Origin of the sequence: Mitsuaria sp. WAJ17, from assembly GCF_014174515.1 — a bacterium.
Lineage (GTDB): Bacteria > Pseudomonadota > Gammaproteobacteria > Burkholderiales > Burkholderiaceae_C > Roseateles_B.
Genome location: NZ_JACJUG010000023.1, coordinates 58,149 through 81,838, shown reverse-complemented (window position 1 = coordinate 81,838; position 23,690 = coordinate 58,149). Strand labels below are relative to the sequence as shown.

Genomic DNA, 23,690 nt, shown 5'->3' with positions numbered 1-23,690 from the left:
CGTACCAAGCCCCGGGGTCAGGTCTTGCCTGGGCCGGCGACCGACTGGTTCTCACCGCGCTCGTAGACCACGTTGGCGCGCCCGACCAGCAATGGGTCGAGCTGGCCGATCTTGTCGAGGTCCTTGTTGGCGTAGGGCAGCTGGTGCAGAACGTGGCGCATGGCGTTGAGGCGTGCGCGCTTCTTGCAGTCGGACTTCACCACGGTCCATGGCGCTTCGGCGATGTCGGTGTGGAAGAACATGGCCTCCTTGGCGCGGGTGTAGTCGTCCCACTTGTCCAGCGAGGCGAGATCGATGGGCGAGAGCTTCCACTGCTTCAGCGGATGGGCGCGGCGCTCCTTGAAACGGCGGCGCTGCTCCTCGCGGCTGACGGAGAACCAGAACTTGATCAGGTGCACGCCGGAGCGCGCCAGATTGCGTTCGAACTCGGGCGCCTGACGCATAAACTCCTGGTACTCGGCGTCCGAGCAGAAGCCCATCACCCGCTCCACGCCGGCGCGGTTGTACCAGCTGCGGTCGAAGAGCACGATCTCGCCGGCCGTAGGGAGGTGCTGCACATAGCGCTGGAAGTACCACTGGCCCCGCTCGACTTCGCTGGGCTTTTCCAGGGCCACCACACGGGCGCCGCGGGGGTTGAGGTGCTCCATGAAGCGCTTGATGGTGCCGCCCTTGCCGGCGGCGTCGCGCCCTTCGAAGAGGATGACCACCTTGGCGCCGGTGGCCTTGACCCAGGCCTGCAGCTTCAGCAGCTCCACCTGCAGGCGGTACTTCTGCCTCTCGTAGGCCTTGCGGGACATCAGATTCCTGTAGGGATAGCCGCCGCGACGCCAGTCGGGCGAGAGTTCGTCATCCGGATTGCGGCCGGCCCCGGGCAGCTGCTGGAGCTCGGCCAGCAGGGCCTGGCGCAAGGCCAGGGCGTCGTCCGGCGAGGCACCGGCCAGCAGGCTCTTCACGGAGCTGGCCAGACTGGCCCCGGGCGATGCCCCCTGCGACGCCTCCTTTTGTGCCACATCCTTCAGCGCCTCCAGTTCGCGGGCCTGGGCGGCCTGCAGACGGTCCGTCACCACGCGGCGGGCGATGCGCTGGGCGTCGCCGCTGCCGCTGGTGTCGCCGGCCCGGGCCCGGCGCGGCCTGGGCGCCTGGCTGCCGTTGAGGGCCTGGTCGGGGGTGCTGGTGGCGCGACTGCGGGTGCTCATCCTGGACTCCGGGGCTGTCATCAAACCCTCACGGTCGCATCCTTGCCTCCGGATGTCCTTGATTCCCATCAAGCCACTCCCGCGACACGGACGCCAGCGTGTAGGCTTCGCCAACGATTCACCTTCATCGAGAGAAGAGGAGCACCCCGTGATCGGCTACACCACCCTGGGCACCAACGACCTGCCGCGTGCGGCGGCCTTCTATGACGAACTCTTCGCCGTGATCGGCGCCAAGCGTCTGATGGAGTTCGAGCGTGGCTACGCCTGGGGCGTCAGCATGGACAAGCCCGGCTTCGGCGTGCTGCGCCCCTTCGACGGCCAGCCGGCCACCGTGGGCAATGGCGTGATGGTGGCCCTGGTGGTCGACAGCCAGGAGAAGGTCGATGCCCTGCACGCCAAGGCCCTGGCCCTAGGCGCCACCGATGAAGGCGCGCCGGGCTTGCGCGGCGGCGGCTTCTATGCGGCCTACTTCCGCGACCTGGACGGCAACAAGCTCAATGCCTTCTGCATGGGGTGAGCAGCGAGGCCACAGCCATGCCGATGCGACGCGGTTTCCTGCGCGGCCTGGGTTCCACGCTGCTGGGCATGGCCTTCGCACCGGCAGCACAGGCCCGCTGCGAGCGCGCCCTGGTCGTGCCGGTCGCGCCCACGGGCTTCAATGTGCAGGTGCTGCCGGACGGGCAGGTGCGCGGCGTCTATCCCGACCTGCTGCGCAGCCTGGAGCCGGCCCTGGGCTGCAGCTTCAGCTTCCCCGTTGTGCCCCGGCCCCGGCAAAGCCTCATGTTTTTCGAGACCGGCGAGGCCGACCTCTTCCTGCCCGCTTCGCGCACGGCCGAGCGTGACCTGAAGGCCGAGTTCCTGCCCATGCTGCGCCTGACGCCCACGCTGATCACCTTCGGCGCAAGCACGGAAGCGCCACCCACCAGCGTCGAGGCCCTGGTGGCACGCAAGGACTGGCGTGCCGTGGTCGTGCGCAGCTACACCTGGGGCAGCGAGTACGAACGCCTGCTGCGCCGGCTGGAGGAGCAGCGCCGTGTCGATGTCGTCGCGGACCTGAAGACCCTGGGACAGATGCTGCGTGCCGGTCGCGTGCAGTTCACGATCCTGCCGCCCACCTTGCTGCATTCCGCCCTGCAGGACGGCAGCAGCGAGGCGCGAGCGACTCAGGGCTTCCACTTCCAGCTCCTGAGCGGCCTGCCGCCCTCGGAGGTGGGGGCCTACCTCTCAACCAGCACCCTCGGCGCCGAGACCCGGCGCCGCCTGCGCCGCCTGATCGAGCAGGCGCTGGGCGAAGGCCGCCTGCAGCAGATCATGGGGCGCTACTACCCCGCGGAGGTGCTGAAGGCGGATGTGCAGTGGCTGTGAGCGGCGGGCCCGCACGAACAGCCCGGCCATGGAGCAAGGCGAGCGCCAGACGGCCCGTCAAGGCCGCAAGCGCGAACCCCGCGGCCGGCAGCAGGCGCAGCCGCGGCAAGACGGTTGTGCGAGGATCCAGGGCATGGGGGGCCCCACTCCCGCTCAGCGTGGCGCACGGGCCCGCAGGGCCGCCACGTCGCCGCCGGTGATGGCCTCCAGGCTCTGGCTGATCAGCTCGACGGGCCAGTCCCACCATGCGATCGCCTCCAGCTCGGCCACCACCTCGGGCGCAAAGCGCTCGCGCAGCAGACGTGCCGGGTTGCCGCCATACACGGTGTAGGGCGGCACATCGCTGGTGACCACCGAGCGCGCCGGAATGATGGCACCGTTGCCGATACGCACGCCCGGCATGATCAGGGCGTCGTAGCCGATCCAGACGTCGTGACCGATGACCGTGTCACCCTTGTACGGCAGCTCGCCGGGCTGCGGCGCCGCGCGCTCCCAGCCATTGCCGAAGATGAAGAAGGGGTAGGTCGAGATGCCCGAGGTCTTGTGGTTGGCGCCGTTCATGATGAACCTGACGCCGCGGGCCAGGGCGCAGAACTTGCCGATCACCAGGCGGTCACCGATGAAGGGGAAGTGGTAGAGGACCTGGCGCTCGAAGTTCTGCGCGCCCTCCGGATCGTCGTAGTAGGTGTAGTCGCCGATCTCGATATTGGGGTTCTGAACGACGTTCTTGATGAAGCACACCTGGGGAAAGCCGTTCAGGGGATGGGGATTGTCGGGATCGGGTCCGTGCATGGGCGTCGTGGCTGCTTGGGGCGGATTGGACTGACTGCATCGCGTCAGGGCGTCGCCATCCTAAGCCGCCACCCGCCTGCATGCTATTGGCAATGGTCGCGGCGCCCTTGCTCCGGGCGCCGGCGCGAGACTCCAAGCCACCCGCTCGCTATAGTCCCGCTTCAAATGCCCATTCGAGGCAGCCGCCAGGGAGATTCCATGCCTTTCCTCGCCATCCTGCACATCGCCATCGCGATTTTCTTCGCGGTGCATGCCGTGCGCACCGGCCGCCACACCGTGTGGCTCTTCGTCCTGCTGTCCTTCCCCTTCCTGGGCAGCCTGGTCTATTTCTTCGCGGAGTTCCTGCCGGCACAGCGCCACAGCCGCCTGGGCCGCAGGGCCGGCGCGGCGCTGCGCCAGATCATCGACCCTCAGCGCGAGCTGCGCGAGGCACGCCTCGCGCTGGAGCAGACCCCGAGCATGGGCAACCGCCTGCGCCTGGCCCAGGCCCTGCTGGAGGCCGATCAAGCCGAGGAGGCCCTGCCCCATTTCCAGGCCTGCGCCCAGGGCGTGTTTGCCCATGACGCCGCCGCGCTGAGCGGGCTGGCCCGCTGCCAGGCCGCCGCCGGCCAGGAAGCCGCGGCCGTGTCCAGCCTGCGCCGCCTGTTCGAGCACCAGCCCGAACGCTACAGCGGTGAGCTCGCGCTGCTGATGGCCCGCCTGCTGGCGGTCGTGCATCCCGAACAGGCTGACGCCGCCTTCGAGATCGCCCTGCGCACACACAGCGGCCTGGAAACGCACAGCGCCTGGGGCCAGTTCCTGCTGGCCCAGGATCGCAAGGCCGAGGCGCGGCCCGTACTGGAGCAGGTGCTGAAGGACGCGCGCCTCAGCAGCGCCCATGCACGCGACTTCAACCGCCACGCCATCGCAGCCGCCGAGGCGGCGCTGGACCGCCTGGGTCGCGCCGGCTGAGCGCCCCATGGCCCGCCCGGGTGTGCCATGTGCACGCCTGTGCAGGCCTCCCGCTTCTCCTGCCGGCCCACCCCACCCCGTAGACTGGGGACCTCCAGCGCTTCCAGGGACAGTCCATGCGCATTGCGGTCCTGTGTGCCGGTCCGGCAGCGCCCCATGCGGGGTGGGCGGCCATCGACGAGCTGGCCGACCTGCTGGCCCACTATTTCGAGGCCCCACTGCTGTCACCCAGCCAGCGCCCTCCTGCTGCGCCCTGGCGCTGGCTGGGTCGTGGGCAGCCTCGCTGGGTAGGCCTAGGGGCGACCGAAGGAGACGTGCTGCTCGTCGTGGCTCACGGCCCCGAGCAGTTGGCCATGGTCCAGGCCCTGGGTGACGTCCGGCGGCATTTCCAGCGCGTCTATGGCTGGGTCACCGATTCCTACCACCAGCCCGGCTTCGGCCCGGCCACCGCGCTGTACGACGCCATCACCGTCACGGCCGTGGAGGACGCAGACTTTCCAAGGCAGCGATTCGGCGTGCAGGTGCACCCGGTGTACCAGGGGGTCGATGCCCTGCGGTGGGCGCCGCGCCAGACGCATGCCCGTGACATCGACCTGATCGCCTACGGCCGCAACCCGCCCAGCTACCACGCCCATTTCAGCCGGATCTGCCATGCGGCGGACTCGCCGCTGCTGTACCTGCATTCCCCGCTGGGCGCTCTGCAAGGACCGACCGTTCACCTGGAGCGCGGCATGCTCTTCAAGCTCCTGCACCGCAGCCGCATCTCCCTGGCCTTCCATCTCTTCGTGGAGCCGCAGGGCCAACGCCCGCGCTCCATGATGGTGACCAGCCGCTGGCTGGAGTCGCTGCTGGCCGGATGCCTGGTGGCCGGCAAGCGTCCCCGCTCGCGCATGGCCGAGGACATGCTGGACTGGCCCGACGCCACGCTGGAGCTGGCGGACGATCCCGCCCAGGCCCTGGATCAGCTGCGCGACTGGCTGGCCCGGGAAGCCGACTTCCGCGACCAGCGCCGGCTGAATACCCGCCAGGTGCTGCTCCGCCATGACTGGCGCTACCGGCTGCTGCAGCTGTGCCAGGCCTTCCAGCTGCCGGTGCCGCCGTCCCTGCAGAGCGACCTGGCCCTGCTGGAGGCCCTGGCGCTGCAGTTCAGGTGATCAGGTAATCACGCGGCGGAAGGCCGGACGACCGGGCGGCGCCGCTGCAGCCCCGTGGTCCGGCAAGGCCGTGCCGCGTCGCTTGATGCTCTCCCCCCATCCCAGCAGCAGGAACAGCAGCGGCTCGGTCTGCGAGCCCATGTACACCGTGGCGAAGGCCACGAAGCACATCACGTAGATGCCGGCGAAGCTGAAGCCGATGGGCGGCTCGCCTGGTGGGGCGCGCAGGGCGAACTTCAGCTGCGAGGCGATGGCATAAAGGAACATCGCCACGAAGATGAGCACCGCCGGCACGCCATGCTGCAGCGCCATCAGGAAGAAGGCGTTGTCGATGGACTCCATGCCCTGGATCTTGGGCACCCGCGTGAGGCCCCAGCCCGTCCAGGGCTTGTCAAAGAGAAAGGCCTGGTACTGCTCGATCATCACTTTGCGGTACAGCATGGTCTGGGCCTCGCCGGTCAGGGCCTCGTACTGCTTGGGCGTGATGTAGGCCTCCAGCGCGAGCTTGCCGGCCACGCCGGCCAGCAGCAGGCCCGCCAACACCCAGCCCAGCGCCTTGCGTCGCTTGCGAAAGCAGCCCACTGCGGCCAGGGCGCCCCCGGCGAAGGCCCCGATCCACGGCCCCCGCGAGATAGTCATCAAGGCCATGAGGACGAGCACGCAGGAGATCTGCGTAGAGAAGCGCAGCGGCACGCGGCGCGCGAGGCGCTGCAGGCGCCCCATCAGGCCCGGCTGAGGGCGCTGCCATTCACCGATCCAGTCCAGCCACTTGTGCATCCGGTACACCGCGACAACCATGATGCAGGCCAGGATGGGGTGTTCGAAAGGCCCCGCGGTGCGGGCGATGCCCCAGCGCAGCGAGAGGCCGCTGCCCGCGTCCGGGAAGAAGCCCGACAGCAGTTTGTACACGGGCGTGACCCAGAACTTGGCCTCGAAGAGGAAGCAGGGGAACGTGATCAGCATCAGCAGCACAAAGCGGCGGGCCACGGCCACGTCCATCGCCCGGCCATCGATGAGCAGCCGCCCCAGCAGATAGCTCCCCACCAGGGAGCTGAGCATGTAGAAGGCGTAGTTCTGAGCGTCCGAGTAGCCCCGCCCCAGATAGTCGTTGAAGACCCGCACCAGCACATAGGCCGCGATCAGCAGTTCCATGCGGCCAATGGACAGGCGTGAGTGCAGGTCCCGCCCGAGCACCACCAGCAGGGGCAGGATGGCCGCCTGCATGAAATTGGGGTCGGGCAGGCCGGGGATGTCCACCCAGAAAGCGAAGGGCACCATCAGGAAGAAGGGCAGCCAGACATCCAGCATCGCGGCCTTCAGCCCGCGTCGCCGGATCACCCAGATGGCCAGGATCATGGCCACAAACACGAGATAGCGCGTCATGGTGGCGCCATTGTGCGGCGCCACTTTCGGGAGGGGAGCGCGCTGCGCCCGGAGTTTGCAAGCCCGTGACAGTTGGCGGGCGCGCCCCGCCTAAGGTGTCGGCCATGGACACCCCGACCTGCCTCCCGATGATCGCCCCGCCTCGCAGCGCTTGGCCGAGCCGCCGGTGGCGCACCGGGCTGTCCGTGCTCTGCCTGCTGGGTCTGCTGGGCGGCTGCGCCACGCCCTGGCCGGAACCGACTGCCCGGTCCAGCTCCCTGTCCGACCCCCTGTTCAAGCCGGTACAGCGACAGCCGGGCGCGCCGCTGGCCACCAAGGAGGAGCTGGCCCTGCTGGAGGAATCCACCGATCCGGTCTACCGCATCGGGGCCGGCGACGTGCTGCGCGTGGACGTGTATGGCCGCGCCGAGGTCAGCGGCCGCCACGTGGTGGGCCCCGACGGCCGCATCACCCTGCCTCTGCTGGGCGATGTGCGCCTTGGCGAGCAGTCCAGGGAGGAAGCCGCCGACACCCTTCGCCAGACCTTGCGGACCCTCTACACCGCGCCCGTCCTGAGCCTGGGGGTGGAGGAATACACCTCCAACCAGGTGACGGTGCTGGGCCGTGTGGAGCGTGCCGGCGCCCAGCGCTTCTCGCACCCGCCGACGCTGGCCGAGGTGCTGGCCAACGCCGGCGCCATGCCCATCCTGGACAAGCAGGCCACCCTGACCCGCGGCGCCATCATGCGCGGGCGCGACAAGCTGATCTGGGTCGATCTCAAGGCCCTGCTCAACGGCGACCTGGCCTACAACCTGCGCATGAGGAAGGGGGACATCGTCTTCATCCCCGACTCCTCCGAGACGGCGGTCTACGTGCTGGGTGCCGTGGCCAAGCCCGGCTCCTACCGGCTCACCCCACGCATGACGGTGCTGGATGCCCTGGCCCAGGCGGGCGGCACGAGCGAGAACGCCCGCCCCCACCAGATCGGGGTGTACCGCGCCGGCGCCCGGAAGGTCGAGGTCATCGAATTCGCCGCCTTGATCGGCACGCAACGCACCGTCAACTACGCCCTGGAAGACGGCGACGTGGTCTTCGTTCCCAACAGCACCCTGGCCGAGATCGGCTATGTGCTGCGCCAGATCGGCCCGGCCGTCTCGGTGCTGAGCTTCGGCGTCTCGGTCAGCAACCTCTCGGGAGCCAGCAAATGAGCCCCTCCCCTCCTTCGGTGCCGGACATCTCGGTGGTCATCATCGGCCGCAATGAAGGCGAGCGCCTGCACCGCTGCCTGCAATCGGTGCGGGCCGCCCGCTGGCAAGGCCTGACGTACGAGCTGATCTATGTCGATTCGGCCTCCACGGACGGCAGCCTGCAGCATGCCCGCCAAAGTGGCGCGCAGGCCCTGCTGCTGGACGACCCCTCGCCGTGCGCGGCCAAGGCCCGCAACCTGGGCTGGCAGGCGGCCCTGGGGCACTGGATCCTGTTCCTGGACGGCGACACGGAGCTTGACCCGGACTTCGCGGCCCGCGCCGCCTCGTGCCTACGCACCGAAGCGGCGCTGTGCGCCGTCTGGGGGCACCGGCGCGAATCCAACCCCGGGCAGTCCATCTACACCCGCGTGCTGGACCTCGACTGGCTCTACCCCGCCGGGCGCACCCCCTACTTCGGCGGCGATGTGCTGGTGCGGCACGAGGCCCTGCGTCAGGCCGGCGGCTTCGATCCGCAACTCAAGGCCGGCGAGGAGCCCGAACTCTGCGCACGGCTGCGGGCCCACGGCTGGCTCATCGAGCACATCGATGCACCGATGACGCGACACGACCTGGCCATCCGCAGCTTCTCGGCCTATTGCCGGCGCGCCTATCGCTCGGGCATCGCCTACGCCGAGGTGGCCGAGCGCATGCGCCAGCGCCAGGACCCGCTGTGGCAGCGGGAGGCCCGGCGCGACTTCCTGCACGGCCTGCTCTATCTCAGCGCCCCTCTGTGGCTGGGTGTGGCCGCCTTGCTGTGGCCGGCCGCCCTGATGCCGCTGCTGCTGTCGGCCCTGCTGATGATCGCGCGCAGCGCCAGGCGCTGCGCCTGGAAGGCCCCCGGGCAGCCGGGCCTGTGCCTGCAGTATGCCGTCCACTCCCACGTCCAGAAGGTGCCTGCGCTGTTCGGTCAGTTGGCCTGGCGTCGCTCGCACCGCCAACACCGCCCCTTGGAAGCGGTCGATTACAAAAGCGCCGCTGCCGGTGTCTCCCGGCGCCAGCGGACGAAGTCGGTCCTGGCCCTGCTGATGCAGCCGCTGGCTGGCCTGTGGCGCGACCTGGTCCTGGCACAGCTTGGCCGCGCCTGGGCCCTGGCCCGGCTGCGTGCCCATACCCAGCAGCCCGTGTGCGCCTCCAACGTACTGATGGGGGTGGTGGACGTCCAGGGCACGGGCCGCATCCGCCTCGGTCGCAACGCGCTCATCTATCCCGGTGTCTGCCTGGAAACACAGGGCCTGGGCGAGATCGTGCTGGGCGACGACGTGGTGCTGTCCCGCGGCGTGCATGTGGTGGCCCATGCGCGCATCGAGATTGGCGCCGGCGCCATGGTCGGCGAGTACGCCAGCCTGCGGGATGCGGATCACCGGCGTGACCCGCACTGCATCCGGCACAGCGGCCATGTCTCGCAGGCGATCGTGGTGGAGCGCAACGTCTGGGTCGGTCGGGGGGCGGTCGTCCTCAAGGGCGTGCGCCTCGGCCAGAGCTGCATCGTCGGTGCCAATGCCGTGGTCACGCGCGATGTGCCTCCCCATGCCACTGTGGCCGGCACGCCGGCCCGCCCCCTCCCCGCCCGGCGGCGCGAGGCCCAAGACCAGCCCTTCTGAGGAGTTCGCCATGTCCACGCCCGCCAAGATGGCCTACCTGGTCAGCCTCTACCCCGCGGTGTCCCACACCTTCATCCTGCGCGAGATCCGGCTGCTGCGGGAGCTGGGCCACGAGGTCGTCACCGCGAGCGTCAACCGGCCGCCCAACCAGGCCCTGGGCGCCCAGGAGCGATCCGAGCTACGCCACACGTTCTTCATCAAGGCGCAAGGCCTGGGCGGCGCGCTCTCCGCGCTGCTGTACTGGCTGCTGCGTGCCCCGCATCGTCTGCTGGTCATGCTGTGCATGGCGCCGGGCCTGGGCACACGCGGACGCCGGTCGCTGGGCCTGGCCTACGGCCTGGAAGCGGCCATCCTGGCTCGCTGGATGCAGCAGCAAGGCACCCAGCTGCTGCACGTGCACTTCGGCAATGCAGCCGCCAGCGTGGGCCTGCTCACCCGGTGCCTGACGCGATGCCACCTCTCCTGCACCATCCATGGCCCCGATGAATTCGACGATGTGGCGGGCCAGCACCTGGCGCGCAAGGTGGCCGGCGCCGATGCGATCGTCTGCATCAGCCAGCATGCACGGGCCCAGCTCATGCGCATCGCCGCCCCGCAGCACTGGCACAAGCTGACGGTGTGCCGCCTGGGGGTGGACACCCGCGACTTCAGCTTCTCGGTGCCGGTGCGCGGGCCCGTGGCGCGCCTGCTGTGCGTGGGCCGCCTGGCCCCGGCCAAGGCCCAGATCGTGCTGCTGCAGGCCCTGGCCCTGCTGCGGGACCGCGGCGTGCCGTGTCAGCTGACCCTGGTAGGCGATGGCGTGGATCGCGCCCGCATCGAGGCCACGGTGGAGCAACTGGGCCTGGCCCCCCTGGTGCGCATGACCGGGGCCCTGCCGCAGGCCGGCGTGCGCAAGGCCATGGCGCAGGCCGACATCTTCGTGCTGCCCAGCCTGGCCGAGGGCATTCCCATCGTGCTGATGGAGGCCATGGCGAGCGGCCTCCCCTGCGTCAGCACACCGGTCAACGGCATCCCCGAGCTGATCAGCGCCCCCCAGCAGGGTCTGCTCGCCACGCCGGGCGATCCGCTCAGCCTGGCCGCGCACTTGCAGCAGCTGATCCAGGACCCGGCGCTGTGCCGCACCATTGCCTTGGCCGCCCTGGACAAGCTCCAGCAGGACTTCGAGCTGCGGCGCAACGTGCAGCAGCTGTCGCGGCTGTTCCGCAGCTTCCGACTGCCCCCGCATGCGCCGGTACTGCCTGCATCGCCCCAGACACGAGGTGTCGCATGAAGCTCTCCATCCTCATCGTCAGCTACAACTCCGCCGGGCTGCTGGACGCGCTCATCCCGCGCCTGCATGAGGAGCTGGATGCGCTGGACAACGAGATCGTCGTCGTGGACAACGCCTCGCCCGACGGCAGCGCAGAGCGGCTCGCTGCCTGGGAGCACCTCATCCACCTCGTGGCCAGCCCCGTCAATCTGGGCTTCGCGGCTGGAGTGAACCTGGCCGCCTCGCGAGCCCGGGGCGACATGCTGCTCCTGCTCAACCCCGATGCCGTGCCGCTGCCCGGCAGCATCCGCGAAGGACTGGCCCTGATGGACGCCCATCCGGCCGTGGGCATGGGAGGCGGCGTGCTGATGTCGCCGGACGGCCAGTTGCAGCCTTCGGCGCGCATGTTCCCCACCCTGCTGGACGAGCTCTTCACCCTGTCCGGCCTGGCTACCCGCCACCCCACGCACCGCCTGTTCGGGCGCCTGGACCGCCGCTGGGCCGACCCCATGCAGGCAGCGCAGGTGGACTGGATCCCGGGCGCCTTCGTCTTCATACCCCGCGTCGTGTTCCTGGGCCTGGGCGGCTTCGACGAGCGCTTCTTCATGTACTACGAGGAGGTCGATTTCTGCCGGCGCCTGCGCGACATGGGCCTTCACGTCCAATACTGGCCTTGCCTGAAGGCCACGCACATCGGTGGGGTCTCGGCACGCAGCGCCGCGAAGGGCAGGGTGTCGCGCGCCGGGTCCCAGCTGGAACGCTGGCGCATGCGCAGTGCGCTGCTGTACTACCGCAAGCAGCATGGCTGGTGGGCGGCGGCCGGCTGGTGCCTGCTGGAGACCAGCTGGCACCGCCTGCGCCAGCTCCGGGCCTGGATGCGAGGCCAGCAGGAGCGCAGGCGCGAATGGGCCCAGCACTGCGAGGAGGTTTGGCAGGCCTGGACTGAGACCGGAGGCGGGCAGCGCAGCCCCGCGCGGCCATGGTGAGCCCCAGCCTGCCCCTGCAGCGTCCGGCGGCAGGCGCGGGCAGCCGCCCCCTGCTGCGCGCGGCCAGCTGGCTGGCGGGCAGCCAACTGGGCAGCCAGCTCCTGCGCCTGGGCGGCAACCTGGTCCTGGCGCGCCTGCTGGCACCGGATGCCTTCGGCCTCATGGCGGCCCTGAACACGGTGTATTTCGCCCTGGTCATGTGCTCGGACCTGGGCCTGTGGCAGATCGTCGTGCAGCACCGCCGCAGCGACGCGCGCTTCCTGGGCTCGGCCTGGGCGCTGCAGGGCCTGCGCGCCGTGCTTCTGGCGGCCGTGGTGGTGGTGGTGTCGCTGGGCCTGGCCGCCCTGCAGCAGGGCGGCTGGCTGCCCCGGAGCTCCGCTTTCGGCGATCCCCGGCTGCCTGCGATGGTGCTCGCCTTTGCGGCCTGCGCGCTGCTGCAAGGTGCCGAGTCGCAGCAGATCGCCCTGGCGCAGCGCGAACTGCGCGGCGCCGCGCTCGCACGGCTGGAGCTGATGGCCCAATTGGTCGCCTTGGGGCTCACCGTGGCGGTGGCCGCGCTGACTCACTCCCCCTGGGCCCTGCCTGCCGGCGTGGTCGCCAGCGCCGCCGCGCGAACGCTGGGCAGCCACCTGCTGCTGGGCGGCCCGCGCCTGCGGCCCTGCTGGGACCGGGAGGCCCTGAAGGATCTGCTGGGGACGGGCCGATGGATGGTGGCGTCCTCGGCGCTGGGATTCATCGCAGCACACGCAGAGAAGCTCCTGCTGGGCGCCCTGCTCAGCACCACCGCTTTCGGGCTCTTCGCTATCGCGAGCACGCTGGTCGCCGCCGTGGCCGGGCTGTTCGCGGCCTTGAACGGGCAGATCGTCCTGGCGGGGCTGAGCGCGGCGCGACGCGACGATCCCGGCACTCTGGCCGTGCGCTACCTGCGGCTGCAGCGCCATGCCGACCTGGCCCTGGGCCTGGCCGCCGGGCTGATGTTCAGCCTGGGGCCCTGGATCATCCACCTGGGCTATGACCGCCGCTATGCACCGGCCGCCGCGGACCTGCAGATCCTGTCCCTGGGCCTGCTTGCTCTGCGCCAGCAGGTGGTGGAGCAACTGATGTTCGTGCAGGGCCACGCAGCCCGCGTCAGTGCCAACAACCTGTTGCGAGGCGCGGCGCTTCTGGTGGTCGTCCCCTTGGCGCACAGCTGGGGCGGTGCCATCGCGGCCCTGGGCGCCGTGGTGGCCTGCCAGTTCGCGGCCTGGCCGCTGAGCCTGCACTACCTGGCCCGTCAAGGCCTGCTGCGGCCGGGCAGCAGTTGGCTGTGGCTGCCGGCCGCGCTGCTCGCTGCGGGCACTGGACTCCTGCTGAGCCATGCCCTGGCCACCGGACTCGGCGGGGGGCACCGCCTGCTGCCCTGAACGCCCGACGCCAGGCGCCGGACAAGCCCCCGGGCCCGTGAAAGACTGCGCCACGGCCGCCTGCGGCTTGTTCGCCTCCACCGCCCCCCCCCGCGGGCGCTGCCTCTACGACACCCGGGGCTGCGCCGAATGCCATGGGCCGCAGGGCGGCGGGCAGGCCATCGCCGTCATGCCCTTTGGCTCCTTCGCCCGCTTCGCCGAGCCGGACCTGCAGGCCTTGCACCTGTACCTGCTGCCCCTGCCGGCCAGCGCTAAACGCGGGGCCCAGTTCTCACAAAGTCCTCACACTTGCCGCCGATCGGCGGACGACCATGGCAACACCCTCAGCAACACGCCACCTTGGCGCCCCTGATCGTGAGCCGCCATCACCTCACCCTCTTCCCCTCCGTGCCGGTCTGGCATCGCGCCGGGCACTGGGTCCTTGACCGCAAGTTCCTGGACGGGCTGGTCCGATACGCTGAGCTGTGGCAGGGGCCCATGCGCTGCATGGCCTGGCTGGCCGACGGATCGCCGCCCTCGCACGGCACCCTGCACTGCAGTACCGGCCAGCTGCCCTGCGAGCTGCTGGCCCTGCCGCCCAGCCAGCAGGTGACGGACTCCCACCTCCAGCACACGGACCTGCTGCTGGCCGCCGGCGATGACTACCGCCAGCTCGGCCTGTCCCGGCTGTGTCGACGCCTCCACCGTCGCTGCGCCTATGTCATCGAGTACATCCCCGAGACACGGCGCCAGATCATCAGGATCGAGACGCCGGGACGGTTGCGCCGCTGGCGCCACCAGCTGTTCCTGGACCAGGTGGAACGCCAGCGCATCCGCGCCTTCGGCCTGGCTCATGGGCTTCAGGCCAATGGCCTCCCGGCCTACGAGCACTACGCCCATCGCCACGGCCTGCTGTACTTCGACACGCGCATGTCCGCTGCCACGCTGCCCAGTCCGCTGCGGCTGGAGCGGCGCCTGTCCAGCCTGTTGGCCGGCCGCCCCCTGCACCTCGCCTTCTCGGGCCGGCTGATCGGCATGAAGGGCGCCCACCAGCTGCTGCCCCTGGCTCACTTGCTGTCCGATCGCGACCTGCCCTTTCACTTCAGCATCTACGGCGCTGGCGAGCTCACCGGCCTGCTGCGCCAGCAGCTGGCCCAGTACGGATTGGAGCAGAGGGTGACCCTGGTCGGGCCGCTGGACTTCGCCTCCGAGCTGGTGCCACGTATCCAGCGGGAGGTCGATCTCTACGTCATGCCCCATCCCCAGAGCGATCCGTCCTGCACCTACCTGGAGACCCTGGCCTGCGGCATTCCCATCGCCGGCTACCTCAACCGAGCCTTTGCGGGCCTGCTGTCGGTGGCCGACATCGGCCGCGGCGCAGCCATCGACGATCTGCGGGGGCTGGCCGACCAGATCTGCGCCCTGGACCGTGACCGTGTGGCCCTGGCCCGACTGTCGCGCCAGGCGCTGGACTTCGCCCGCCACCACACTGTGGAGACCGTGTTCCGCCAGCGCGTGGAGCACCTGCAGCAGCTCTGCGAGGCTTCCCCATGAAGATCACCTTCCTCACCCCGTCGGACAACCTCAGTGGGGGCACACGCGTGATCGCCGCCCATGCCCGGGCCCTGCTCGAGCTGGGCCATGAAGTGCTGGTCGTGAGCAATGCACCGGAGCGGCTGCACTGGGCCGATCGCTGGCGCCGGGAGTGGTGCTCGGGCCACTCGCCCACGCCGGCGGCCACCCAGGGGCACATCGCCCTGTCAGGCGTGCCACACCGCGTGCTGGAGCGGCATCGCCCCATCGTCGCAGACGACCTGCCGGACGCCGACATCGTCGTGGCCACGTGGTGGGAGACCGCGGTGTGGATGCATGCGCTGCCGCGAGCCAAGGGCGCCAACGTGCACCTCATTCAGGGCTATGAGACTTGGGTGGCCGGCACCCATGAGCGCGTGCACGCCGCCTTGCGTCTGCCCAATCACAAGGTCGTCATCTCCGGCGCCCTGGCCTGTGAGCTGGAACGGGCGGTGGGCCCCCTGCCCCTGCGGGTGGTGCCCAATGCCGTGGACCTGCAGCTCTTCGACGCCGCGCCCCGCGGCCGGCAGCCCCGCCCGACCGTGGGCTTCACCTACGCGAGCGCCGCTATGAAGGGCAGCGACCTCGCACTGGCCGCGCTCTCGCGCCTGCGCACGCGCTGCCCGGATCTGCAGGTCCTGGCCCTGGGCGAGGATCCGCCGCAACGCCAGCTGCCCCTCCCCCCGGGCGCCCTTCACCACCGACGGCCGCCGCAGGAGGCGCTGCCCGGCCTGTATGCGGCCTGCGATGCCTGGCTCTTCAGCTCGCGCCGGGACAGCTTCGGCCTGCCCATGCTGGAGGCCATGGCCTGCCGGACACCGGTCGTGGCGGTGGACGTGGGGGCGGCTGCCGAGCTGCTGGCCACCGGCGGAGGCGTGCTCGTGCCCCGTGACGATGAGGTGGCCCTGGCCCAGGGCCTGGAGCAGCTCCTCCTGGGCAGCGATGCTGCCTGGCTGCGCTTCTCCCACCGGGCCCATGCCCGCGCCCACGCCTACAGCTGGCAGGACGCCAGCCGCGCCCTGCTTCAGGTCTTCGAGCAGGCGCTGGACACCGGGGACCGACGGGCCGCCTGAGCCCGCGTCGCCGGCAGTTCTCACAGTCTGGTCACACTCCGCCAGGCCGGCCATCGTTCAATGGCCCCATGGACCGCAACCCTGCCATCGACACCCTGCGCGGACTCGTCTGCCTGCTGTTGGTGCTGTATCACGCGGTGGGCTCCAACCCGCTGAACGGCCTGCGCATTGATGAGGGCCTGCTGCGCTGGGTCAACGACGCCCTGGTCTGCCTGCGCATGCCCATGTTCGCCCTGCTGGCCGGGATGAGCTTTGCCCAGTCGCGCAGCCGGACGCTGGCTCAGGCGACGTTTCTGCGTCAAAAAACTGTCCAGCTCCTGCTGCCGGTGCTGACCGTCGGCACCCTGTTCGCACTGCTGCAACAGGCCGTGCCGCAGACCCATGGCCAGCCGGTTCTCTCACCTTGGATGCACCTGGAGCCGGTGGCGCATTTCTGGTTCATCCAATCGCTGTTCTGGGTACTGCTGGTCCTGCATGCACTGCAGGCGCTGGATCTGGTGCAGCGGCCGGGATGCCAGTTGGCCGTCGTGGCCGCCCTCTCGGCGCTGAGCCTGCTGTGGCACGCACCGCGCTGGCTGGGCCTGGACGGGGCCCTGTACCTGCTGCCCTATGCGCTGGTGGGCCAGGCCCTGGCCAACCCCGGCGCGCGCCAGGCCCTGCAGGCCCCCTGGAACGGCCCCCTGCTCGCCCTGGGCGTGCTGGCCGGCGGGGTGTGGCTATGGCCACCCGTCCCGGATCCCGACCGTCGCACGCTGGCCATGCTCCTGCTGGGCCTGGCCTTGTGCCTGCTGCTGGTGCGCTGGTCGCCCCAGCAGCCAGCCCTGGCCCGGATTGGCCGCCACGCGATGCCCATCTATCTCTTCCACGCCTTCTTCACCGCCGCGACCCGCATCGTGGTCGGCGGCGGCCTGGGTCTGCCCACCCCGCTGCTGCTGCCCCTGATCCTCGCTGCGGGCATCGCGGGGCCGCTGCTGCTGGAGCGCGGCATCGCCCGCCTGCCCTGGCTGCGGCTGGCGCTCCTGGGACAGGGCCGCATGCCCGCCTCCCGCCCACCCCGTCAAGGAGCCCTGCCATGAACGAGGACTGGCTGCAATGGATCGACGGGTGCACCAGCGCCTGGTGCACCGCGCTGCGAATGAGCAGCTGGGCCTCGCTGGCCTTCACGCTGGCCTATGCCGGACTGGCGCTGGCCTGCTGGCTGGAGCAGCGACGGCAGCCCACCGGCGTGCATCGTCTCTGGCTGGTCCTGGCCGTGACGATGGGCCTGCTGGCCCTGATGACCTTGTGGCACCTGGACGTGCTGCTCGTCCAGATGCTGCGCCAGTTGGCCCGCGAGCAGGGCTGGTACCTCCAGCGCCGCCCCCTGCAGCTCACGACCCTGTGCCTGACCCTCCCGGCCCTGGCCCACCTCGCCCGCCACCTCCGTGCAGGCCATCCGGCGCTGGCCTGGGGCATGGCCCTGCTGCTGGGCGTGGCCTCGGCGCGCCTGGTCTCACACCACCTGACGGACCTGTGGCTGGCCCAGCGCCTGGGCCCGCTCTCGCTGGGCCGTGCCCTGGAACTGATCGGCATGGCCTGCCTGGTCCTGGGCCTGCGTCGCGCGGGGCCAGCCGCCGCCTCATCGCAAGGAGCGCCCCATGTTTGACAACCTTCGCGCCGATCTGCTCGCCCACCGTGGGGACTGGGGCGCGCAGGGCTTCTGGGCTCTTGCGGTGTATCGCTTGGGACGCTGGCGCTATGGCATCCGGCCCGCCTGGCTGCGCAAGCCCTTCTCCCTGCTCTACAAGCTGCTCTACAAGGGCGTGCAGATCCTTACGGGCATCGAGCTGCCCTGCGAGGTTCCCCTCGGCCCGGGCTTCGTGATCGAGCACTCGGGCGGCATCGTCGTGAGCGGCTTCGCCCGATTCGGCGCGCACTGCCGCATCCGCAGCGGCGTGGTCGTGGGTCTGTCCCGGGTGGAGGATCCCTGCGGGCCCTGGATCGGCGACCACGTGGACATCGGCGCCGGCGCCAAGGTACTGGGCCGGATCCGCATCGGCAACCATGTGTGCATCGGGGCCAATGCGGTGGTGCTGCAGGACGTGCCGGACCACTGCATCGCCGTGGGCGTGCCTGCCGTCATCAAGCCACGCCGGGCGGCGCAGGAGGCCCTGCCATGCTGACCCTCGTGCTGCTGCTGGCCCTTCTCGGCCTGCTGCTCCCACTCATCCTGCCGGCACTGGCCCTGCTGCTCCTGGTCGCCTCGGCCTGGCGCGCCTGTCCCCGCGCCCGACGAGAGCAGCTGGACAGGCCCCGCGGCCCGCTGCTGATCCTGGTGCCCGCCCATGACGAGGCCGATCACATCCAGGACACCGTTCATGCCCTGCGTTCCCAGCTCGCCCCGGGGGACCGGCTGCTGGTGGTGGCGGACAACTGCGCGGACCTCACCGCCGAGCGGGCTCGGCAAGCCGGCGCCGAGGTGCTGGAGCGGTGGGACCCGCAGCGCCGCGGCAAGGGCTATGCCCTGGCCCATGGGGTGGATCACCTGCGCCAGGCCCCTCCCGCCCTTGTCCTGGTGGTCGATGCCGACTGCCGGCTGAGCCCCGGCGCCGCCCAGCGCATCGCCGAGGTGTGCGCAGCGACTCGCCGGCCCGTCCAGATGCTGGACCTGATGCGCGCAGCGGGCGCCGCCGGCCTCATGCCGCGCATCCTCGAGTTCGCAATGCGGGTGAAGAACCAGGTGCGCCCCCTGGGCACCTCCGCCCTCGGCGATGCCTGCCACCTGATGGGCACCGGCATGGCGCTTCCCTGGCCCTTGCTGGCGCAGGCGCCCTTGGCCAGCGGCCATGTCGCCGAGGACATGGAGCTGGGCCTCTGGCTGACCCGCACTGGCCACACGCCCTGCTTCCTGCCCGAAGTGCGCGTCACCAGCGGCTTTGCCCCGCAGACCGGCGCCCTGCGCCGCCAGAAGACACGTTGGGAGCACGGCCACCTGGCGGTCATGCGCCAGCACGCGAAGCCCCTGCTCGCCCAGGCGCTGCGCCAGGGCCGTGCCGCCCCGCTGGCCCTGGCCCTGGACCTGCTGATCCCGCCGCTGGCGCTGTACGTGCTCCTGCTGGGCGGCACCTCGCTGGGCTGGGCGGCCCTGCTGACCTGGGGCACCCTGCCGGCCCCGGTCCTTCAGCTGGGAAGCCTGCTGATGGGGGCGGGGCTGGGCGCCCTGGTCCTGGCCCTGACCGGGGCCTGGTGGCGCTGGGGTCGGGACCTGCTGGGCCCGCTGGAGCTGCTGAGCCTGCCTCTGTACGCCCTGTGGAAGCTGCCCATCTACGTGGCCTATGCCTGCGGCCGGGCCTCGGGCTGGGAGCGTGGTGGGCGCCCGCTGCGCCATGAGGGAGACCCATCATGAACGGCACCGCCACCGAGCTGGCCAGCCTGCCCGGCCTGGGCATCAAGCCCCTACTGAGCCTGCGCCGTCACCCCCGCACCGCCCTGTGGGCCTTCATCGTGATCCTGATCCTGGGCACGCCCCTGGCCCTGCTCAAGGGGCGCAGCTACTACATAGCGCAGGCCACCTTCCAGGTGTCTCCGTCCTACATGAAGAACATGGAGACGGACAAGGAGCTGGAGCTGCAGTCCAACTCCCAGTACCGGGAGTACGTGAACCATCTCTCCCGCATGGTGGTCCGCTACGACATCCTGGAATCCGCCCTGGACGAACTCCATCAGCAGGGCGTGGAGCTGCGCCCCCCGGCCCTGACGAAGCGCCAGTACATCGAGCAGCTGCAGCGCCGCATCTACGTGCGCGCCATCCCGGACACCTACATGGTGCACATCGGCACCGAGGACGCCCGCAGCGCCCACCTTCACACCCTCGTGAACGCCGTCGCGGACACCTTTGTCCGGACAGTGCGCAGCGAGCAGATCTACGGCTCAGGCGAACGCATCGACACCCTGAAGACGCGGGAGCACCAGCTCCATGAGGAGATCGAGGCCCTGAGCGCCGCTCGCCTGGTGCTGGCCGACCGCCTGCACCTGACAACCTTTGCCGACAGCACGGCCAACCCCTACGACACCATCCTGCTGCAGATGCGCGAGCGCCTGGCCCTGGCCACCAGCGAGCGCGTGCAGGCCGAGGCGGCACTGGATGCCTACATGCGCCAGAAGGAGCTGCCCATGCACCTGGGTCGCTCGCTGCTGGAGTCCCGCCAGCTCGACAACGGCCTGCAGGCCCTGCGCAATGAAGTGGTCAAACGCAGCGAGGAGCTGCACCGGACCCTGGCCGGCCTGGAGCCCCGGCACCCCGCCTACCAGGCGGCCCAGGCCGAACTCCTGCAGATCCAGCGGCGACTGAAGGGCCAGGAAGACGATTTCGACCACCAGGCCAGCGACAACGCCCGCACCCGGCTGATGGCCACCCTGGCCACACGCATGCAGGTCGAGCGCGAGGCCAGGGCGGCCGTCGATCGCCAGCAGGCACAGGCCGCGGACTTCGCCAGCAGCTTCCAGGAAGCCATGCGCCTGACCACCGACATCCGCAAGCGGGATGCCGACCTGACTCGGCTGCGCGAACGCCTGGGCTACCTGGAAACCGAGAGCCGCGCGCTCGGCTGGGTGCGCCTGGTCAGCCGCGCCCTGCCGGCCGAAACGCCGCAGGGCATCGGCCGCAAGCGGATGCTGCTGATGGCCCTGCTGGCCGCGCTGGCCGCCGCCGCACTGGTGCCCGTGGCGCTGGACGTGGTGGATGCGCGCCTGCGCACGGTCAACGACGCGGAGAAGCTGTTGGGGCTGCCCGCTGCGGGCTGGCAGGTGCGGCGAGACGGGCTCGCCACGGACATCCTCTGGCGCGAGCAGGGGCGCCGCTTTGCGGCCACGCTGCTGCGCAACCGAGGGCGCGAGGGCCGCACCGCGTACGCCTTCACGGGCGTGAAGTCCGGTGCCGGTGTCAGCGAGCTGGTGATGGACACCGCCCAGCTGCTGCTGACGCTGGGCGCCCGGCCCCTGGTCGTCCGCGCCGATGCGCGGCACATGCCGGGCGAGACGCGGGAATCCGTTGGCCTGAGCGACTACCTAGCCGGTGACGTACCCCTGCGCGGGCTGGTGCACAGCCAGGCCTGGCGAGAGACCGAGCTGCCCTGCGTGAGCATCGGCACCCGGGCCCACCAGGGACTGCAGCGCCTGGACCTCCTGCGGGAGGCCCTCCAGCACTGGCAGCAGGATCACGACTTCATCCTCCTGGACCTGCCGCCGCTGCTGCTCAATGCCGACGCCGAGCTGACGATCGAGGCCGTCGGCCAGGTCTTTCTGGTGGTCGAGGCCGATGCCGTTTCCCGCGGCGAGGCCCTGCGCGCCAAGCGCCTGCTGGAAAAGCTGCAGCCCGAGGCCGTGGGCCTGTTCGTCAACAAGGTGGCCGTCTTCCAGAACAGCGGCTACATGCAGCAGCTCATCGTCGAGACCGCCACCCGCGCACGCTTCGACACCTTCATGAGCCTGTCCTACTGGCGGCTGCAGGCGGCGCTTTGGCGGGTGCGCTATGAGCAATGGCGCCGCTCCACACGCGGCAAGGCCTGACGGCGCACGATCGTCGCGGGATTCACAGTGTCCTCACCATTGAGGCCGGCCCTCGGAGCCCAATGAAGGCACCACACCGGGAGACCTGCATGCACCGTCCTCTCAATCCAGCGCCGCGCACCGCACCGGGCACCCCCCGGCCGCCCAGAACCGTCGGGCATTGCGCCGGTCGATCCGCCCTGCTGGGGGGGCTGTGCGGTCTTGCGCTGATGGCCTGCGGCGGCGGCGGCGGGGGTGCAACGACGACGACGCCAGCCCCGGCCCCGGCACCTGCCACCAGCACGTCTCTGAGCAGCCTGCCCCTGTCGGGCCCGCCGCCAGCCAGCTTCCGGGCGCCGGCCACCATGCCGGCCTCGATCCTGGAGAGTGCCTTCGCCAAGCTGCCGCCGGATCCGGGCCACCACTACCTGGTGCTGTATGTGCAGGGCCCAGGTGAAGCCAGCGCCAGCACCCTGTGGATCGGACGCTGGCGGCCGGGCAGCGAGCTCCCGCGCGTGCAGGTTCCGCTGGCAGTCAAGACCATCCAGTTCGAGCTGTACAACGCGGCCGGTTCGGTCAGCGGCACCTGGAGTCTGTGATGAGCACGTCCTCCTTCCTCCCCTTCGAACGCGGTCTGCTGCGATTCCTAACCGCCTTCCTGATGACCACCTTTGGAAGCAGCCTGCAGGCCCAGACGGCCAGCTCGCAACGCCTGGCCGACACCATCCAGTCCAACGGGCGGGGCACCATCAACCTCATGATGGGCACCGGCAACACGCCGCTCAGCGCCGCCCAGCTGGAGACGCTTCGCCTGGAGCACTTCGACGCCAGCAGCGGCACGCCGCGCTACTACCTCTCCCTGGGCGTGGATGTGAACGAGAACAACAAAGGCCTGGAGACGTCCACCTCGCAGGGCGTTTCCATCGCCTCAGTGAGCCTGACCGTGCAGTGGCCCGGCATCACCCGGACCTACACCAGCTACCGCAGCGCCACCCAAGCCCTCATCATGCCGGCCGGCAGCAGTAGCCGGCAGCGCTACTACACCCTGCTGGGGGAGGGCGGCTCCAGCCGCATCACCGGCAGCAACGCGATCCAGAACCAGTACGACAGCACCCTGGACATCTTCGTCCCCGACAGCCTGGCCGGCGCCCTATCCGCCACACTGAGCATCCAGCTGCTGGACACCAACAAGAACAAGCCCGTCGCGGAACCCGAGAGCTTCTATGACTACTCGGGCGGCTTCGAGGACCTGGCCCTGCTCAACCGCGACGACGCTTACTACCTGAATGCCGTGCTGCCCACGACCTCCACCTTCCAGGTCAGCGCACCGACAGCGGAGATCGTGAACAACAGCGGCTCCAGCGACACGGCCGCCAGCCCGGGCAGCAGCAGCACCGAGCTTGTGGCCTGGAGCTACTTCCCATCGGCCACGGGCTGGTATCACGTGGCCTACGAGGACAACTACCCGGACCGTGGAGACTACGACTTCAATGACGCCGTGGTGGCCTACCGCTACAAGCTGGGCCTGAACGCCAGCGGCCAGGTGCTGCGGGTGGAGGCCGAGTCCTACCTGCTGGCGGACGGCGCCTCCTATGTCTACGACTGGCAGTTCCGCTTGCCCCTGCCGGGAACCGGATCCGTCACCTGCACCGTTCGCCGCGCCGGCGATGCCCAGGGCCTGAGCTGCAGCGGCGGCCTGGCTGGCAACTGGCTGCAAGCCACGCCCTATGTCAACGTGGACAAGGCCGGCAGCTGGTTCAGTGCCCCAGGGGCAGACGCCTATGTCAACGTACTGTGCGGCAGCAGCCAGGCCAGCCGCAATGGCCCCCACATGCGCCTGACCGCGACCCTGGACCAGCCGCAGGCCCAGTCCTCGGTGGGAACCCCGGTGCCCGCGTTGCTGGTGCCTAGCAAAGGCACGGCCATTACATCGGAACTGCGCGACAGTCGCGGCTATCCCTACGCCCTGCTGGTGCCCACCGGCTGGGCCCACGCCTGCGAGGGGGTGGACTTGGGGGTGGCCTATCCCCAGCTGGTCACTTTCCTGAGTTCCGGCGGCAGCCAGGGCCAGACCTGGTACCTCTCGCCGTCCGCCGGTCAGGTGGCCGGCCTGCCCGGCGCTTGGGAGTGGGACCCCTGACACCCAGGCGCATCGGCCCCTTCACGGGCGGTCTGCGATGGCGGACCGCCCTTGGTCGTTTCGACGCCCGCCAATGAAAGGGCCGGGCTCGACG

22 protein-coding genes are annotated in these 23,690 nt (G+C 70.2%); 19 read left to right on the top strand and 3 right to left on the bottom strand.

The genetic code is table 11. The features are described from left to right. Nucleotides 1-17: 17 nt before the first annotated feature. Nucleotides 18-1,196: a polyphosphate kinase 2 gene (ppk2, locus tag H5407_RS17735; RefSeq protein WP_183105818.1), complete on the bottom strand. Its 1,179-nt coding sequence runs from the start codon at nucleotides 1,194-1,196 to the stop codon at nucleotides 18-20. 148 nt (nucleotides 1,197-1,344) lie between these two features. Between ppk2 and H5407_RS17730 the strand changes: the two genes are divergently transcribed. Next, complete coding sequence (locus H5407_RS17730; RefSeq protein WP_183105817.1) at nucleotides 1,345-1,713, top strand: VOC family protein; 369 nt, start codon at nucleotides 1,345-1,347, stop codon at nucleotides 1,711-1,713. 17 nt (nucleotides 1,714-1,730) lie between these two features. Next, nucleotides 1,731-2,561, top strand: coding sequence for an ABC transporter substrate-binding protein (locus tag H5407_RS17725; RefSeq protein WP_183105816.1), 831 nt, complete (start codon nucleotides 1,731-1,733; stop codon nucleotides 2,559-2,561). A 153-nt stretch (nucleotides 2,562-2,714) separates the two neighbouring features. Here the strand turns inward: H5407_RS17725 and H5407_RS17720 are convergent, their stop codons facing one another. Then, nucleotides 2,715-3,353: a Vat family streptogramin A O-acetyltransferase gene (locus H5407_RS17720; protein ID WP_183105815.1), complete on the bottom strand. Its 639-nt coding sequence runs from the start codon at nucleotides 3,351-3,353 to the stop codon at nucleotides 2,715-2,717. Nucleotides 3,354-3,551: 198 nt separating this feature from the next. Here H5407_RS17720 and H5407_RS17715 point away from each other — a divergent pair, with 198 nt between their 5' ends. Together H5407_RS17715 and H5407_RS17710 are read left to right on the top strand one after the other, a co-directional pair. Continuing rightward, nucleotides 3,552-4,304 carry a tetratricopeptide repeat protein gene (locus H5407_RS17715; protein ID WP_183105814.1) on the top strand — a complete coding sequence of 251 codons (753 nt, stop codon included), beginning with the start codon at nucleotides 3,552-3,554 and terminating at the stop codon, nucleotides 4,302-4,304. A 116-nt stretch (nucleotides 4,305-4,420) separates the two neighbouring features. Continuing rightward, nucleotides 4,421-5,458, top strand: a complete 1,038-nt coding sequence (locus H5407_RS17710; RefSeq protein ID WP_183105813.1) for a glycosyltransferase — start codon at nucleotides 4,421-4,423, stop codon at nucleotides 5,456-5,458. Here H5407_RS17710 and H5407_RS17705 read toward each other — a convergent pair whose 3' ends face one another. Continuing rightward, nucleotides 5,459-6,841 carry an O-antigen ligase family protein gene (locus tag H5407_RS17705; protein WP_183105812.1) on the bottom strand — a complete coding sequence of 461 codons (1,383 nt, stop codon included), beginning with the start codon at nucleotides 6,839-6,841 and terminating at the stop codon, nucleotides 5,459-5,461. A 104-nt stretch (nucleotides 6,842-6,945) separates the two neighbouring features. On the opposite strand from H5407_RS17705, the gene H5407_RS17700 reads away from it, so the two are divergent. The 15 genes from H5407_RS17700 (at nucleotide 6,946) to H5407_RS17630 (ending at nucleotide 23,596) form a co-directional block, all read left to right on the top strand. Further along, nucleotides 6,946-8,028, top strand: coding sequence for a polysaccharide biosynthesis/export family protein (locus H5407_RS17700; RefSeq protein ID WP_183105811.1), 1,083 nt, complete (start codon nucleotides 6,946-6,948; stop codon nucleotides 8,026-8,028). After that, complete coding sequence (locus H5407_RS17695) at nucleotides 8,025-9,668, top strand: glycosyltransferase (protein WP_183105810.1); 1,644 nt, start codon at nucleotides 8,025-8,027, stop codon at nucleotides 9,666-9,668. The genes H5407_RS17700 and H5407_RS17695 overlap by 4 nt, the downstream gene beginning before the upstream one ends. Nucleotides 9,669-9,678: 10 nt before the next feature. After that, nucleotides 9,679-10,938, top strand: a complete 1,260-nt coding sequence (locus tag H5407_RS17690) for a glycosyltransferase family 4 protein (protein ID WP_183105809.1) — start codon at nucleotides 9,679-9,681, stop codon at nucleotides 10,936-10,938. After that, a complete protein-coding gene (locus tag H5407_RS17685; RefSeq protein WP_183105808.1) occupies nucleotides 10,935-11,903 on the top strand; it encodes a glycosyltransferase family 2 protein in 969 nt (322 codons plus the stop codon). Before H5407_RS17690 ends, H5407_RS17685 begins: the two co-directional genes overlap by 4 nt. Beyond that, nucleotides 11,897-13,306 (top strand): oligosaccharide flippase family protein, encoded by a 1,410-nt coding sequence (locus H5407_RS17680; RefSeq protein ID WP_183105807.1) that lies wholly within the window; start codon nucleotides 11,897-11,899, stop codon nucleotides 13,304-13,306. Before H5407_RS17685 ends, H5407_RS17680 begins: the two co-directional genes overlap by 7 nt. Before the next feature lie 37 nt (nucleotides 13,307-13,343). Further along, entirely contained in the window at nucleotides 13,344-13,658 is a 315-nt protein-coding gene (locus H5407_RS17675; protein WP_183105806.1) for a c-type cytochrome, read from the top strand. A gap of 2 nt (nucleotides 13,659-13,660) precedes the next feature. Further along, nucleotides 13,661-14,839: a glycosyltransferase gene (locus tag H5407_RS24710; RefSeq protein ID WP_183105805.1), complete on the top strand. Its 1,179-nt coding sequence runs from the start codon at nucleotides 13,661-13,663 to the stop codon at nucleotides 14,837-14,839. Beyond that, a complete protein-coding gene (locus tag H5407_RS17665; protein WP_183105804.1) occupies nucleotides 14,836-15,930 on the top strand; it encodes a glycosyltransferase family 4 protein in 1,095 nt (364 codons plus the stop codon). The genes H5407_RS24710 and H5407_RS17665 overlap by 4 nt, the downstream gene beginning before the upstream one ends. A gap of 68 nt (nucleotides 15,931-15,998) precedes the next feature. Further along, nucleotides 15,999-17,006, top strand: coding sequence for an acyltransferase family protein (locus H5407_RS17660; RefSeq protein WP_183105803.1), 1,008 nt, complete (start codon nucleotides 15,999-16,001; stop codon nucleotides 17,004-17,006). Continuing rightward, nucleotides 17,003-17,575, top strand: a complete 573-nt coding sequence (locus tag H5407_RS17655; protein ID WP_183105802.1) for a hypothetical protein — start codon at nucleotides 17,003-17,005, stop codon at nucleotides 17,573-17,575. Before H5407_RS17660 ends, H5407_RS17655 begins: the two co-directional genes overlap by 4 nt. Next, nucleotides 17,568-18,092 carry a serine O-acetyltransferase gene (locus tag H5407_RS17650; protein WP_183105801.1) on the top strand — a complete coding sequence of 175 codons (525 nt, stop codon included), beginning with the start codon at nucleotides 17,568-17,570 and terminating at the stop codon, nucleotides 18,090-18,092. Before H5407_RS17655 ends, H5407_RS17650 begins: the two co-directional genes overlap by 8 nt. Further along, nucleotides 18,086-19,315, top strand: a complete 1,230-nt coding sequence (locus H5407_RS17645; RefSeq protein WP_183105800.1) for a glycosyltransferase family 2 protein — start codon at nucleotides 18,086-18,088, stop codon at nucleotides 19,313-19,315. Before H5407_RS17650 ends, H5407_RS17645 begins: the two co-directional genes overlap by 7 nt. Beyond that, nucleotides 19,312-21,477 (top strand): hypothetical protein, encoded by a 2,166-nt coding sequence (locus H5407_RS17640; protein WP_183105799.1) that lies wholly within the window; start codon nucleotides 19,312-19,314, stop codon nucleotides 21,475-21,477. Before H5407_RS17645 ends, H5407_RS17640 begins: the two co-directional genes overlap by 4 nt. 89 nt (nucleotides 21,478-21,566) lie before the next feature. Next, on the top strand, nucleotides 21,567-22,055 hold the full coding sequence (locus H5407_RS17635; protein WP_183105798.1) for a hypothetical protein: 489 nt from the start codon (nucleotides 21,567-21,569) through the stop codon (nucleotides 22,053-22,055). Then, nucleotides 22,055-23,596 carry an LruC domain-containing protein gene (locus tag H5407_RS17630; protein ID WP_183105797.1) on the top strand — a complete coding sequence of 514 codons (1,542 nt, stop codon included), beginning with the start codon at nucleotides 22,055-22,057 and terminating at the stop codon, nucleotides 23,594-23,596. Before H5407_RS17635 ends, H5407_RS17630 begins: the two co-directional genes overlap by 1 nt. Nucleotides 23,597-23,690: the final 94 nt, after the last annotated feature.